7 protein-coding genes are annotated in these 15,015 nt (G+C 72.0%); 4 read left to right on the forward strand and 3 right to left on the reverse strand.

Annotation, left to right across the window (positions count from 1 at the left end):
* The first annotated feature begins 52 nt into the window (after window positions 1-52).
* On the forward strand, window positions 53-1,231 hold the full coding sequence (gene moeZ, locus AB0L71_RS26015; RefSeq protein ID WP_365247329.1) for an adenylyltransferase/sulfurtransferase MoeZ: 1,179 nt from the start codon (window positions 53-55) through the stop codon (window positions 1,229-1,231).
* A 79-nt stretch (window positions 1,232-1,310) separates the two neighbouring features.
* On the opposite strand, the gene AB0L71_RS26020 is transcribed toward moeZ, so the two are convergent.
* Window positions 1,311-2,909, reverse strand: coding sequence for an alpha/beta hydrolase (locus AB0L71_RS26020; RefSeq protein ID WP_365247331.1), 1,599 nt, complete (start codon window positions 2,907-2,909; stop codon window positions 1,311-1,313).
* A 207-nt stretch (window positions 2,910-3,116) separates the two neighbouring features.
* Window positions 3,117-5,891, reverse strand: a complete 2,775-nt coding sequence (locus tag AB0L71_RS26025) for a lysylphosphatidylglycerol synthase domain-containing protein (RefSeq protein WP_365247333.1) — start codon at window positions 5,889-5,891, stop codon at window positions 3,117-3,119.
* Window positions 5,892-6,112: 221 nt separating this feature from the next.
* Here AB0L71_RS26025 and AB0L71_RS26030 point away from each other — a divergent pair, with 221 nt between their 5' ends.
* Complete coding sequence (locus tag AB0L71_RS26030; RefSeq protein WP_365247335.1) at window positions 6,113-6,526, forward strand: MGMT family protein; 414 nt, start codon at window positions 6,113-6,115, stop codon at window positions 6,524-6,526.
* A 254-nt stretch (window positions 6,527-6,780) separates the two neighbouring features.
* The gene (locus AB0L71_RS26035; protein WP_365247337.1) at window positions 6,781-10,215 is read left to right on the forward strand and encodes an ATP-dependent DNA helicase; all 3,435 of its coding nucleotides are present in this window, start codon (window positions 6,781-6,783) and stop codon (window positions 10,213-10,215) included.
* A gap of 41 nt (window positions 10,216-10,256) precedes the next feature.
* On the opposite strand, the gene AB0L71_RS26040 is transcribed toward AB0L71_RS26035, so the two are convergent.
* Complete coding sequence (locus tag AB0L71_RS26040) at window positions 10,257-11,162, reverse strand: SAM-dependent methyltransferase (RefSeq protein ID WP_365247339.1); 906 nt, start codon at window positions 11,160-11,162, stop codon at window positions 10,257-10,259.
* 343 nt (window positions 11,163-11,505) lie between these two features.
* On the opposite strand from AB0L71_RS26040, the gene AB0L71_RS26045 reads away from it, so the two are divergent.
* Window positions 11,506-15,015: a UvrD-helicase domain-containing protein gene (locus AB0L71_RS26045; RefSeq protein ID WP_365247341.1), complete on the forward strand. Its 3,510-nt coding sequence runs from the start codon at window positions 11,506-11,508 to the stop codon at window positions 15,013-15,015.

Genomic DNA, 15,015 nt, shown 5'->3' on the forward strand with positions numbered 1-15,015 from the left:
CGTACGTAGATGAAGTACGTAGAAACCGACCACCTGCATTGTTGAGGTTCCTGTGTCGCTGCCACCCCTGGTCGAGCCAGCTGCTGAGCTCACCGTCGACGAGGTCCGCAGGTACTCCCGCCACCTGATCATCCCGGATGTCGGGATGGAAGGTCAGAAGCGGCTGAAGAACGCGAAGGTGCTCTGTGTCGGCGCGGGCGGTCTCGGTTCGCCGGCCCTGATGTATCTGGCCGCCGCCGGTGTCGGCACCCTCGGCATCGTGGAGTTCGACGAGGTCGACGAGTCGAACCTGCAGCGCCAGATCATCCACAGCCAGTCCGACATCGGCCGTTCCAAGGCCGAGTCCGCCAAGGACTCGGTGCTCGGCATCAACCCGTACGTGAACGTGATCCTTCACGAGGAGCGGCTCGAAGCCGACAACGTGATGGACATCTTCGCCCAGTACGACCTGATCGTGGACGGCACGGACAACTTCGCCACCCGCTATCTGGTCAACGATGCAGCCGTCCTGCTGAACAAGCCGTACATCTGGGGCTCGATCTACCGGTTCGACGGCCAGGCGTCCGTCTTCTGGTCCGAGCACGGCCCCTGCTACCGCTGCCTCTACCCGGAGCCGCCCCCGCCGGGCATGGTTCCGTCCTGCGCCGAGGGCGGCGTGCTCGGGGTGCTCTGCGCCTCGGTCGGCTCCATCCAGGTCACGGAGGCCATCAAGCTGCTCGCCGGCATCGGCGACCCGCTGGTCGGCCGACTGATGATCTACGACGCCCTGGAGATGCAGTACCGCCAGGTCAAGGTCCGCAAGGACCCCGACTGCGCGGTCTGCGGCACGAACCCGACCGTCACCGAACTCATCGACTACGAGGCCTTCTGCGGCGTCGTGTCCGAGGAGGCCCAGGAGGCGGCGCTCGGCTCGACGATCACTCCCAAGCAGCTCAAGGAGTGGATCGACGCGGACGAGAAGATCGAGATCATCGACGTCCGTGAGCCGAACGAGTTCGAGATCGTCTCGATCCCCGGCGCCCGGCTGATCCCGAAGAACGAGTTCCTGATGGGCAACGCCCTCCAGGACCTCCCGCAGGACAAGCGCATCGTCCTGCACTGCAAGACCGGTGTCCGCAGCGCCGAGGTCCTCGCGGTCCTCAAGTCGGCGGGCTTCGCCGACGCGGTGCACGTGGGCGGTGGCGTGATCGGCTGGGTCAACCAGATCGAGCCCGAGAAGCCGGTGTACTGAACACTCAGCACTGCCGAAGGGGCCGGTCCGCTGCGCGCGGACCGGCCCCTTCGGCCTTCACACGTTGCCTGCCACGGCACTAGCTGCAGACGGTCCCGGCCGCCGGAACCCTGCCGTCCAGCAGGTAGCCGTCCACGGCCTTCTGCACACACGCGTCGCCGCTGTTGTACGCGCCGTGTCCCTGCCCCTTGTACGTCAGCTCCACGCCGACGCCCTTGCCCAGCGCCTGGGCCATCGCCTGCGCTCCCTTGTACGGGGTGGCCGGGTCGCCGGTGTTGCCGATCACGAGGATGGGGGCGGCGCCCGGGGCGCTGACGTCCGGGGTGTCCCAGGCGCCCGCCACCGGCCAGCCGGTGCAGGTCAGCAGGCCCCAGCCCAGGTAGTCGCCGAAGACCGGCGAGACGGACTGGAATTGCGGGAGCCTCGCCTGGACCTGGTTCACGGTGAAACGCTGCCGGGAGTCGGCGCAGCTGATGGCGGTGTTGGCGGCCAGCGAGTTGTCGTAGTGGCCGTTGTCCGAGCGGCCGTTCAGTGAGTCGGCGAGGGCGAGGAGCAGGGCTCCGTTGCCGCCGTCGGCCTCGTCCACTCCCTCTTCCAGCAGCGGCCAGGTCTCCTTGGAGTAGAGGGCGGCGGCGATGCCGGTGATGGCCAGGCTCTGCGTCAGCTGTCGGTTGCCGAGTCCTGCGATCGGTTTCTGCCCCAGGCGGTCGAGGAGGCCGACGATCCCCTGCTCGACCTCCTTCCGGTCGGTTCCGGGGAGCTTGCACGCGGCGCCGCGGTCCACGCAGTCCTGGGCGAAGTTGTCCAGCGCCAGCTGGAACCCCTGGGCCTGGCGGAGCGAGGTCTGCTCGTAGTTCAGGGTGGGGTCGACGACCGCGTCCAGGACCGCCCTGCCGACGTTCTTCGGGAACAGGTTGGCGTAGACACCGCCCAGTTGGGTTCCGTACGAGATGCCGAAGTAGTACAGCTTCTTGTCACCGAGCACCTGGCGCATCAGATCCATGTCACGGGCGGCGTTGGTGGTGCCGACATACGGGAGTTCCCTGCCGGAGTGCTTCTCGCAGGCCGCCACGAACCTCTTGTTGATCTCGAGGAGGGCGTTCGCCTCGTCGCTGCTGTCGGGAGTGCTGTCGGCCCCCAGACGCGCGTCGAGCTGCTGGTCGGTCTCGCACTTCACGCCCGCGCTGCTGCCGACCCCGCGTGGATCGAAGCTGACCAGGTCGAAGCGGGGGCGGAGCCTGTCGTAGAGGGTTCCGAAGGCGGGCAGGGTGGCGACCCCGGAGGATCCGGGACCGCCGAAGTTGAAGACGAGGGAGCCGATCCGGTTGGCCGGGTTCTTGGTCCTGGCCCGGATGAGTGCCAGGTCGATCGTCTCTCCGCCGGGCTTCGCGTAGTCGAGCGGCACCTTCATGGTGGAGCAGTCCCACGGGGTCCCGTCGGGCAGCGGCGACGGGGCCGCTCCGCCACCCTGTGCCACGGACGGGGCCGGGCAGGGCTTCCACGTCAGCTTCTGGCCGGCCAGGACGGCCAGGCTGCTCGCCTCGTCGGCATGGGCGGCGACCGCGGAGCGACGCGGCCCGTCCGGATCGTCCATGTGCCTGCTCTCGGAGCAGGCGGAGAGGGGGAGGAGCACGGTGGCGGTGAGCGCGGCGGTGCGCAGGGCGGCGGAGGTCCTCATGGGCTCATCGTGCGGGGAGGTCCCTGCCGCTGCACGAGCACCGGTCCAAGCGGGTGGCCGAGGGACCGCCCGCTCGCCCGATCGCCTGACGGGCCGTGCGTCAGGCGCGTTCCGCAGCTGAGGAACCGTCAGGGGCCGCCGTCGCGGGCCGGGGCCCGCCCGCACGGCGGAGTCCGTCCGGAGGGCGGGCGCTCCGGCCTGCCGGGGTCAGAGTTCACCCCTGCGGGTCAGGTGGTTGAAGCAGAGCCAGCCGGGGAGCACCGGCAGCCACAGGGTCAGCAGGCGGTACAGGAGTACGGCCGGTGCAGCGACCTCCTTGGGCAGGCCGAAGGCGATCAGCCCCAGCGTCAGGGCACCCTCGACCGCTCCCATGCCGCCCGGTGTGGGAGCGGCCGATCCCAGCGCGTTGCCGGCCAGGAAGACCACCGCGATGCTCGCGTAGCTGAGCCGCGGTACGTCCGGACCGCTGAAGGCCCGCACCGACGCGTCCAGGCACATCACGAACATGCCGGTCAGCAGCAGCATTCCGCCGATGCCCGTCAGCAGCTTCTGCGGCCGCTGCACCACGTCGAGCATGCGCGGTACGACTCCGGCGAAGAGCGACCGCACCCGTGTCACCACGAACTTCCGCAGGAACGGAACCGCCGTCACCACCAGCACCAGCACCGCGACCGTGAGCAGCCCGGCGATCACGGTCCTGGACGGGGTGAGCGAGGAGGGGGTCTTCTCCGTACCGGTCAGATAACCGAACGCCGCCAGCAGCAGGATGTGGCAGCCGAGACCGAACAACTGCGAGGCGCCGACACTCGCCACGGCGAGCCCCGGACGGACCCCGGCACGCTGGAGGAAGCGGGTGTTCAGCGCCACTCCGCCGACCGCGGCCGGGGCGACGATCTTCACGAAGGATCCGGCGACCTGCGCCAGCACGGTCTTGCCGAACGGCACCCGCTCCGGCACGAAGCCCAGCAGGCTCATCGAAGCGGCGACGTAGCTGAGGGCGGAGAAGCCGACCGCGGCCGCCACCCACCCCCACTCCGCCTGCTCGACGACCGCGCCGAAGTCGGCCTGGGTGACCTGCGAGATGAGGAAGTACGCGGCGATCACGCCGGCGATACAGCTGACCAGGGTGCGCGCCTTGATGCGCTCCAGCCGTACCGGCTCGACCGCTGCCTGGGGCCGGATCCGCAGCACCTGCTGTCGCATCTGGGCGAGCAGGTCCTCCTCGCGCGCCTCCTCCAGCGCGTCGTCCAGGGCCCGTTTCTCGGCCTGTTTCTGGTTGCGCAGCGACTTGCGCGCGGCCTTGCGGTCGGGGACCGTGCCGGCGGAGGCCGCCGCCCCGTGTTCGAGCGCCCTGGCACGTTTGGCCGCGTCCGAGGCTTCGAGCACGGCCTCGCGCTCCCGCTGCGCGCGCTCGCGGGCGAGCCGCCGCAGGGCGGCACGCGTGGAACGGCTCAGCGCGATCGGCTGGAGCAGCGGCAGACAGTTCGCCACGGCATCCGGACCGAGCACCTCCAGGGCTCCGGCGACGGCCCGCTCGGCACCCACCCGCAGGCCGGTGGTGGTGAGCAGCTGGGCGATGTCCATCCGCAGGACCAGATCACCGGCCGCGATCTCCCCGCCGCGCAGATCGGTGACGAACACCTTGCCCGAACGGTCCACCAGGATGGCGTCACCGGTGAGTCTGCGGTGCGCGATCCGCCGCGACTGGAGCGCCTTCACCTGGCGCCAGGCGCCGTGCAGCAGCTCGTCGGTGATCTCGGAGTCCTCCAGCGCGTCCAGGGAGCGGCCGCCGATGTGCTCGTACACCAGCATGACGGCGTCGGGTCCGAGCTCGGAGGTGGCGATCAGCTTGGGCGCGTTGGCCCCGGCGGCGATCGCCGCGTAGGCGAGCAGCGCCTCCTGTTCCAGCGCCTGACGCAGCGACTGGATGGAGCGGCGCTGGGTGAAGCCGCGCAGGGTGAGCCTGCGCCAGACCCGGTAGAAGAAGCCCTGGGCCTGTTGTTCGCGGTCGACGACCGTCACGTCGAGCGGAGGGCCGTCCTCCAGGGTGACCAGATAGCGGCGCCCGCGGTCGTTCTGGTCCCCGGAGTCGGGGGTGTCCTCGGCGCGCATCGCGGTGACCGGATGGAAGCCGACATGCCGCAGGCCGGCCATCAGGTGCTGACCGGTCGGCCGCACGTTCGGCGAGCCGACCGCGTACAGCGTGCCGTAGGCCACGGTCCAGCCGATCAGTACGGTCAGGATGATCGAGAACGGGGTCGTGTAGCCGCCGACCAGCATGGCGAACGCGTCGAGCAGCAGCACCACCCACAGCACGACCCGCCAGCGCGGCCGTCTCGCCATACCGACCGCCGTCATATAGGCGATCACGGGGGCGAGATAGCCGTGCACGGGATCGGTGAGCGAGTCACCGGGCTGTGGCTGGGTCAGGGCGTCCTGGATGGAGCCGGGGGCGGACTTGGCCACCCAGAGGTCGGCGGCGAGTGTGACGCCGTGCGCCAGCACGGCGGCGAGCACACCGTCCGCGATCCGCAGCCCGTCACGTTTGATCAGCCGCTCGATGGCGAAGGCGACCGGAACGAGCAGCACGGCGATGCTGGAGACCAGGCCGGCCAGCTTGATCAGGATGTCGGGTGCCTGTCCGGTGCCCTTGTTGATGTCCTGTTCCAGACCGGTGGTCGTGCCGTGGGCGAACGCGGCGATGGAGAACAGGACGACGATCGCCAGCACCCCGACGAGGACCCGCAGAAGGTCGGAGGGACGGTGCACCCGGGCCGGGAGCAGCGGTTCGTCCCCCGAGACACGCTCGGCCCGTTCCGCCGCGACGGTCGAGAGCGTCGAGCCGACCAGGTGCTCGGGCGCCTCTTCCTGCCCCGGACCGGGCTCCGCCTGCCCGGCACGGGGCGTTCCCTGCTGCGGGCCCGGCTTCTCGGCGGGTCCGTTCGAAGCGTCCGGGGCGTCCGCCGCCTTCGGTGGCTGCACGCCCTGCTCCTTCGTCGCCTCGGAATGGTCTTCGCTGTCTCGTATCACCGGTCACCGCCTGCACGATGGTGGCACGGCCCGGCGACACGGGAAGGCATCAGGGTGTACTGCTCGGACACGCGAAGCGCAACATACGCCCCCGCGCCCCTGTGTGCACACCCGGTGAGGGGGCGCACACGGAGAGACCCGGGCTGTCGGTGCCGTACGGCAGGATGGGGCGGATGAGCCATCACCGAACGAGCAGCGGCCCGACCAGCGTCGACCGCGCGGTCGACGAGCTGCCGGAGTACGCGGAGCGGGTGCTCGATGTCGCCGAGCTGATTCCGCCCGGCCGCGTCATGACGTACGGCGATGTCGCCGAGTGGCTGGGCGACGGCGGCCCGCGCCAGGTCGGTCGCGTCATGACGCTGTACGGGGCCGCGGTGCCGTGGTGGCGCGTGGTCCGCGCCGACGGGAGGCTGCTGCCGGGTCATGAACTGCGGGCGCTGGACCACTACCGCGAGGAGAACACTCCGCTGCGTGAGGCGTCGCGCAGCGCCGAGGGCCATCTGCCGCGACTCGACATGAGGCGGGCGCGGTGGGACGGCGTCACCGGTGACGCGGACAGGGACGAGGGCGGAGGTGCTCACATCTGACAGCTTCGGCCATTCGAGGGCGCAACGGGTGGCGCCGGGCCAGGCGCGTGATGCGGAACACGAAGTGACTCCCGGCGGCACCCGTGCCGCCGACCACGACGGGCCACGGGGCGGCCCCCCTCCGTACCGCGCGGAACGTGACGAGGCACGCAGCGCACTCGACCCGTATCGCGCCTTTGCTGGCGTAGCGTCGACAGTTCGCGGCATGCTCCGCACCCTCATCACCCGTACACCCACCAGGACCGGCGATCCACGTGAGTTCCTCCTTCACCCGGAACAGTCCGCACCGTCAGGCACGGCAGCGGACCGCGGGCGCGTACCGACTGGTGCGCACTCCGCCGGGCGCCGTGGCCTCCCCTGACCTGGACGCGGCGCAACGCGCCGTGGTTGATCACCCCGGTGGCCCGCTCCTGGTGCTCGCCGGACCCGGCACGGGCAAGACGACCACGCTCGTCGAGGCGGTCGCCGCACGGGTCGCACGCGGCGGCGACCCGGCCCGCATCCTGGTGCTCACCTTCAGCCGCAAGGCCGCCGTGGAACTGCGCGACCGGATGGCCGCCCGGCTGGGCGCCGCCCGGGGGCCGCAGGCCACCACCTTCCACTCCTTCTGCTACGCACTGGTCCGTGCCCATCAGGACGCCGACCTGTTCGCCGAACCGATGCGGCTGCTCTCCGGCCCGGAGCAGGACGTCACCGTCCGCGATCTCCTCGCCGGCCAGCTCGAACTGGAGCGGGACGGCCTCGCCCACATCCGCTGGCCCGACGAGCTGCGGGCCTGCCTGACCACGCGTGGCTTCGCCGACGAGGTACGGGCGGTCCTCGCCCGCAGCCGTGAGCTGGGCCTCGGCCCGGACGCCCTGGCCGCCTTCGCCCGCCGCACCGGCCGGCCGGACTGGGACGCCGCAGCCGGGTTCCTCGCCGAGTACCTGGACGTGCTGGACGCGCAGGGGGTGCTGGACTACGCGGAACTGGTGCACCGGGCCGTGCTGCTCACCGAGCGCCCCGAGGTGTCGGCGGTGCTGGCCGGACAGTACGACGCGGTGTTCGTGGACGAGTACCAGGACACGGACCCGGCGCAGGTGCGGTTGCTGCGTGCGCTGGCCGGCAACCGCGGGAGCGCCCCGGGTGCCGGGGGCGGGCGGGACCTGATCGCCTTCGGCGACCCCGACCAGTCGATCTACGCGTTCCGGGGGGCCGATGTGAACGGCATCCTGGACTTCCCGGAGATGTTCCGGCGGGCGGACGGCGCCCCGGCCCCCGTCGCGGTCCTCACCACCTCGCGCCGCTCCGGCGGAGAGCTGCTGGCCGCGACCCGGCTGCTCACCCGCCGGATGCCGCTGACCCGGCTGCCCTCGGCGAAGGTCCGCGCCCACCGGGAACTCGTCGCGGTCCGCGAGGGCGGCGGCGTCGAGGCGTACACCTACCCGACCGCTTCCGCCGAGCTCGACAACGTCGCCGACCTGCTGCGGCGGGCGCATCTGGAGGACGGCGTCCCGTGGAACGAGATGGCGGTGCTGGTACGGGCCGGCGGCCGCACGATCCCCTCCCTGCGCAGGGCACTGACCACGGCGGGCGTCCCGCTGGAGGTGGACGGCGACGACCTCCCGCTGCGCCACGAACCGGCGGTGGCCCCGCTCCTGACGGCCCTGCGCGCGGTCGCCGCGGCGGCCCTGCGCCCGGGTGCGGAGGCGGTGGTCCCGGTGGCGTCGGAGGTTTCCGTCGCGGAGGCCGCTGCCCCGGAGGCTTCCGTTCCGCCCGGTCGGGAACCCGCCGGGCCCACCGGCGAAGGCGAACCGACCGCCTCCCCGGCGTCCTCCTGGCTCGACACGGAGACCGCCCTCGCGCTCCTCGCCTCTCCGCTCGGTTCCATGGACGCCGCCGACCTGCGACGGCTGGGCCGGGCCCTGCGCGACGAGGAGCGGGCCGCCGGGAATCACGTACCGCCGCCCTCCGACGTCCTGCTGGCACGGGCGCTCGCCGAACCCGAACGGCTCGTCACGCACGATCCGGCGTACGCCCGCGGAGCCCAGCGCCTCGGCGCGCTCCTGCGCAAGGCGCGTGAGCTCCTCGAAGGCGGCGGTACCGCGGAGGAGGCCCTCTGGGAGCTCTGGGCAGGCACCCCCTGGCCGGGACGGCTGGAGCGGGCCGCGCTGCGCGGCGGTGCGGGCGGCCGCAACGCCGATCGCGACCTCGACGCGGTCTGCGCGCTCTTCGAGACCGCGGCCCGCGCCGAGGAGCGCACCGGCGGGCGCGGCGCGCTCAACTTCCTGGAGGAGGTCGACGCCCAGGACATCGCCGCCGACACCCTCTCCAGGCGGGCGGCGCGCCCCGACGCCGTACGGCTGATGACCGCGCACCGGTCCAAGGGCCTGGAGTGGCGCCTCGTCGTCGTCGCGGGCGTCCAGGAGGGGCTCTGGCCGGACCTGCGCCGCCGCGGTTCGCTGCTCGAAGCGGACCGGATCGGCCGCGACGGCCTGGCCGAACCACTCCCCCCCGGCGCGCTCCTCGCGGAGGAGCGCCGGCTCTTCTACGTGGCCGCGACCCGTGCCCGCGAACGCCTGGTCGTCACCGCGGTCAAGGCGCCCGCCGACGACGGGGACCAGCCCTCGCGCTTTCTCGCCGAACTCGGCGTCGAACCGCGCGATGTCACCGGACGGCCCCGCCGCCCGCTCGCCGTCGCCGCGCTCGTCGCCGAACTCCGCGCCACCACCGTCGACCCCGATGCCTCCGAAGCCCTGCGCGAGGAGGCCGCCCACCGCCTCGCCCGACTGGCCTCCCTCACCGACGACGAGGGCCGGCCGCTCGTGCCCTCGGCCCACCCCTACCGGTGGTGGGGCCTGTACGAGCCGACCCGCTCGGCCGTCCCGCTGCGCGACCGGGACCAGCCCGTCACCCTCTCCGGCAGCGCCCTCGACCAGCTTGCGAACACCTGCGCCCTCCAGTGGTTCCTGGGCCGCGAGGTGAAGGCGGACTCCCCGGCGACCGCGGCCCAGGGCTTCGGCAACGTCGTCCACGTCCTGGCCGACGAGGTCGCCTCCGGCCGCACGCCCGCCGATCTGGCCGTCCTCATGGAACGGCTCGACTCGGTCTGGGACGGGCTGGTCTTCGATGCCCCCTGGAAGTCCCGGCAGGAGAAGCAGCAGGCGCGCATCGCCCTCGAACGCTTCCTGCACTGGCACGTCATGGACCGCACCGGCCGCACCCCGGCCGCCAGCGAGCACGACTTCGACGTGACGCTGGAGGCGGGGGAGTACCAGGTGCGCATCCGCGGTTCGATGGACCGCGTCGAACGCGACGCCGAGGGCCGGGCCTATGTCGTCGATTTCAAGACCGGCAAGCAGTCCCCGACGAAGGACGAGGTCGCCCGCCACCCCCAGCTCGCCGTGTATCAGCTCGCCGTCAGGGAAGGAGCGGTCGACGAGGTCTTCGACGGCACCCGCCCGGAGTCGGGGGGTGCCGAACTCGTACAGCTTCGTCAGCCCGCCCCCAGGAAGGAGGGCGGCGACGCCGTCCCCAAGGTGCAGGCGCAGGAGCCGCCGGAGACCGGGTGGGTCTCCGATCTCCTGGCGACGGCTGCGGGCCGGGTCCTGGACGAACGGTTCACCCCCACGACCGGCCAGCACTGCACCCACTGCACCTTCAGGGCCTCGTGCAGTGCGCAGCCGGAGGGACGGCATGTCGTGGAGTGAGCCGGGCCCGTCGTGGAGTGAGCCGGCCCGCGGGTTCCGCGTCAGGGTTTGCGCGCCATCACTCCGTACACGCTGACGTCCGCGTCGGTGACATCGTTGATTCGCTGGTACCGCGTGCGGTCCAGCTCGTCCAGCCCCGCCACGAACTCCGGATCCGGGTCCTGGGCCTCGGGAAGATCGACGACCCGCTCGGGACGCCAGCGGTGCACCGGGACGACACCCGGGTCGAGCATCTCCAGGCCGTTGTCCGTCACGAAACGCTCCACCTGCGCGTGCGAGCGCCGGACCATGGCGAAACCGCGCTCCTTGAACGCCTTCGTCACCTGGCCGACCTGCTCGGGGTTGAGGTCGGAACTCACGTTGCTCAGGACGAGAACGCTGCCGGGCGCCAGCGCGCCGAGGAGCTGCTCGACAATGGGATAGGCCTCGTTGTCCTCGATGAAGTGGAGGACGGCGGCGAGGACGAGGGCGACCGGCTGGTCGAGGTCGAGGGTGCGGCGGGCGGCTTCGAGGATCTTGGCCGGGTCGCGCAGGTCCGCCTCGATGTAGTCGGTGCGACCCTCGGGGCTGCTGGTGAGCAGGGCCCGTGCGTGGACGAGGACGACCGGGTCGTTGTCGACGTACACCACCCGTGCGTCGGGGGCGATCGCCTGGGCGATCTGGTGCACGTTCTGCTGGGTCGGCAGCCCGGTGCCGATGTCCAGGAACTGCCGGATGCCGTCCTTCGTGGCGAGCGTCACGGCCCGCCGCATGAAGTCCCGGTTGTGCCGCACGGTGAGGTACCCGCGCGGACTGGCTGCCAGGGCCATGGCCGCAGCCTCGCGGTCGGCCGGGTAGTTGTCCTTGCCGCCGAGGAAGACGTCGTATACCCGTGCGGGGTGCGCCTTCGTCGTGTCGATGCGCTTCCTGAGCTCGGCGGCGTCAGGGGCGGGGGCGTTGGCGCTCATATGGCCTTCCTCGTAAGGCTGTTGATGCGACAAGCAGTCAATCTAGACGGTCTCTCGCGCCATGCGCGCCACTGGGGCAGGGATATTCGGCACCCCCTTCGGCCGCCGTGAGGATGCCCCCGCGCCACTCCGGTTCGGATCGTCCGGTTCATCCGGTTCATCTGGTGTATCTGGTTCGTTCGGGCCTGCCCGCATCGGCGCGGGTGCCGACGGGAGGCATGTCCTGGGCCCACGGGGCGTGGTTCCGCGAGGGCCGGAGGCGGGGCGGGGTCCGGTGAGGGCCGGGTCGGGCGTACTTCCACGGTTTCTCGGGTTGTCGGTGCCTCCGGTTAGCCTCTGTGGAGTGTCCCCGCGTATCACCGATCCCGAGCAGCTCAAGGAGCTCCTCGGCATCCCCTTCACCCCGGAGCAGACGGCGTGCATCATCGCGCCGCCCGCCCCGCAGGTGATCGTCGCAGGAGCCGGTTCGGGGAAGACCACGGTGATGGCGGCCCGGGTGGTGTGGCTGGTCGGGACCGGTCAGGTCGCGCCCGAGCAGGTCCTGGGGCTCACCTTCACCAACAAGGCGGCGGGCGAGCTCGCCGAGCGCGTCCGCAAGGCCCTGATCGCCGCCGGGGTCACCGACCCGGACACCATCGACCCGGACAACCCCCCGGGCGAACCCGTCATCTCCACGTACCACGCCTTCGCCGGCCGGCTCCTCACGGAGCACGGGCTGCGGATAGGGCTCGAACCCGCCACCCGCCTCCTCGCCGACGCCACCCGCTACCAGCTCGCCGCCCGTGTCCTGCGCGAGGCCCCCGGCCCCTATCCCGCCCTGACCAGGTCGTTCCCCACCCTCGTCAGCGATCTGCTGGCGCTCGACGCCGAGCTCGCCGAACATCTCGTACGTCCCGAGCAGCTCGCGGCGTACGACACCGAGCTGCTCCGAACGCTGGAGACCGTCAAGCTCAGCAATGCCGAACTCCGCAAGATCCCCGGGACCGCCGAGGCCCGCCGCGAGCTGCTCCAGCTGACCCGGCGCTACCGGGAGGCGAAGCGGAGCCGCGACCTCCTCGACTTCGGCGACCAGATCGCGCTCTCCGCCGAGCTCGCCCTCACCCGCCCCGAGGTCGGTGCGATCCTGCGCGAGGAGTACCGGGTCGTCCTGCTCGACGAGTACCAGGACACCTCCGTCGCCCAGCGCCTCCTGCTCTCCGCCCTCTTCGGCAACGGCCCCGACGGCGCCGCCTCCGGGCACGCGGTCACCGCGGTCGGAGACCCCTGCCAGGCCATCTACGGCTGGCGCGGCGCCTCCGTCGCCAACCTTGACGACTTCCCGAGCCACTTCCCGCACGCCGACGGCACCCCGGCCGCCCGCTACTCCCTCAGCGAGAACCGCCGCAGCGGCGGCCGCCTCCTCCATCTCGCCAACGGCCTCGCCGCACCCCTGCGCGCCATGCACGAGGGCGTCGAGGCCCTGCGCCCCGCCCCCGGCGCCGAACGCGACGGCCTCGTCCGCTGCGCCCTGCTGCGCACCCACACCGAGGAGATCGACTGGCTCGCGGACTCGATCGCCCACCTCGTACGCACCGGCAGGGCACCGGGCGAGATCGCCGTGCTGTGCCGTACCGCCGGTGACTTCCCCGAGATCCAGGCCGCGCTGGTCGCCCGCGACATCCCGGTCGAGGTCGTCGGTCTCTCCGGACTGCTGCACCTGCCCGAGGTCGCCGATCTCGTCGCCGTCTGCGAAGTCCTCCAGGACCCGGGTGCCAACGCCTCTCTGGTCCGGCTCCTCACCGGCCCCCGCTGGCGGATCGGACCCCGTGACCTGGCTCTGCTCGGCCGCCGTGCCCGCCTCCTCGTGCACCGCGCAGCCCACGGCGACGACGGGGAGTCCGACCCCGACCGCCGGCTCGCCGAGGCCGTCGAAGGCACCGACCCGGCCGAGGTGATCTCCCTCGCCGACGCCCTGGACACCTTCCTCGATTCCGGCGGCGAACAGGACGACCGCCTTCCGTTCTCCACCGAGGCACGCATCCGCTTCGCCCGCCTCGCCGCCGAACTGCGCGAACTGCGCCGCTCGCTCGCCGACCCGCTGATGGACGTGCTGCACCGGGTCCTCGCCACCACCGGTCTGGAGGTCGAGCTCTCGGCCTCGCCCCAGGCCCTGGCCGCCCGCCGCCGTGAGACCCTCGCCAACTTCCTCGACGTCGCGGCCCGCTTCGCCGCCGCCGACGGTGAGGCCACCCTCCTCGCCTTCCTGGGCTTCCTGCGCACCGCCGTCCAGTACGAGAAGGGCCTGGACAATGCCCTGCCCGGCGGCGAGAACACCGTCAAGGTGCTGACCGCCCACAAGTCCAAGGGCCTGGAGTGGGACGTCGTCGCGGTGCCCGGCCTGGTCGCCGGCCAGTTCCCCAGCAGCCAGTCCCGTGACGCCTGGACCTCCCAGCCCCAGGTCCTTCCGCACGCCCTGCGCGGCGACACGGACACGCTGCCCGTCCTCCACTCCTACGACGCCAAGGGGCTCAAGGGCTTCAAGGAGGAGATGAAGGAGCACCAGCACACCGAGGAGCTCCGCCTCGGCTACGTCACCTTCACCCGGCCCCGCACCCTGCTGCTCGGCTCGGGCCACTGGTGGGGCCCGAGCCAGAAGAAGCCGCGCGGCCCGTCCGCCTTCCTGCACGCCCTCCACGAGCACTGCGTGGCCGGGCACGGCGAGATCGAGGCATGGGCGGACGAGCCGGCTGAGGACGAGGAGAACCCGGCCCTCGCCGAGGCCGCGGCAGGTCACGCCTGGCCGCTGCCGCTGGACGACACCGCGCTCGCCCGCCGCCGGGCCGCCGCGGACACGGTGCTGGCCCACCTGGAGGCCCTGGCCGCGGCGGGTCCGGCAGCGGACGTGTACGCGACGGGGCAGTCGACTCCGCCGGACGGTCCCTCCTTCCCGACGGACGGTCCCTCCTTCGACGACGGGGCCTTCGCGGACGACGAGCCGTTCCTGGACGAGGAACTGTTCCCCGAGGACGACCCCTTCCTGGACGAGGCCCCCTTCCCCGAGGACGGGCCCTTCCCGGAGGACGCCCCCTTCCCCGAAGAGGCCCCTTTCCCGGACGACGCCCCGGCCCCGCACGTCCCGGCGGCCCGCGTCCCCGAGCGGGTGCCTGCGCGGCTCACCCCCGAGGAGTCCCGCACCCTCGCCTCCTGGGACCGGGACCTCGACGCCCTCACCGGCGAGCTGCGCCGCGCCCGCGCCACCGTGCGCGACGTCCTCGTGCCCGCCGCCCTCTCCGCCACCCAGCTGCTCCGTCTCGCCGAGGACCCCGACGGCTTCGCCCAGGAGCTGGCCCGTCCCATGCCGCGGCCCCCGCAGCCCGCGGCCCGACGGGGCACCCGTTTCCACGCCTGGGTGGAGTCCCGCTTCGAAGAGCTGCCGCTGCCCATGCTCGGACCCGACGAGCTGCCCGGCGGCGACGAGAGCGATGCCGAGATCGAGGACGAGCGCGATCTCGCCGCACTCAAGGAAGCCTTCGAGCGCACCCCGTACGCCCGGCGCACCCCGTACCGGGTGGAGACACCGATCCAGATCACCCTGGCCGGCCGCGTGATCAGGGGCCGTATCGACGCGGTGTACCGCACCGGGGACACGTACGAGATCGTCGACTGGAAGACCACCCGCGCCCGTACCGCCGACCCCTTGCAGCTCGCCGTCTACCGCCTGGCCTGGGCCGAACTGCACGACGTGCCGCTCGCCGATGTCACCGCCACGTTCCTGTACGTACGCAGCGGGGAGACCGTCCGTCCCACCCGCCTCCCGGGCCGGGAGGAGCTGGAACGACTTCTGCTGGACGAGCCACCTCCCATGGGCGGATAG

Source organism: Streptomyces sp. NPDC052052 (assembly GCF_040680455.1).
In the GTDB taxonomy this organism is placed as follows: domain Bacteria; phylum Actinomycetota; class Actinomycetes; order Streptomycetales; family Streptomycetaceae; genus Streptomyces.

Bases quoted from the DNA above. Each gene is read 5' to 3' on its own strand.
- AB0L71_RS26020 (WP_365247331.1), bottom strand. From the start codon at position 2,909: ATGAGGACCTCCGCCGCCCTGCGCACCGCCGCGCTCACCGCCACCGTG.
- AB0L71_RS26030 (WP_365247335.1), top strand. From the start codon at position 6,113: ATGAGCCATCACCGAACGAGCAGCGGCCCGACCAGCGTCGACCGCGCG.
- AB0L71_RS26040 (WP_365247339.1), bottom strand. From the start codon at position 11,162: ATGAGCGCCAACGCCCCCGCCCCTGACGCCGCCGAGCTCAGGAAGCGC.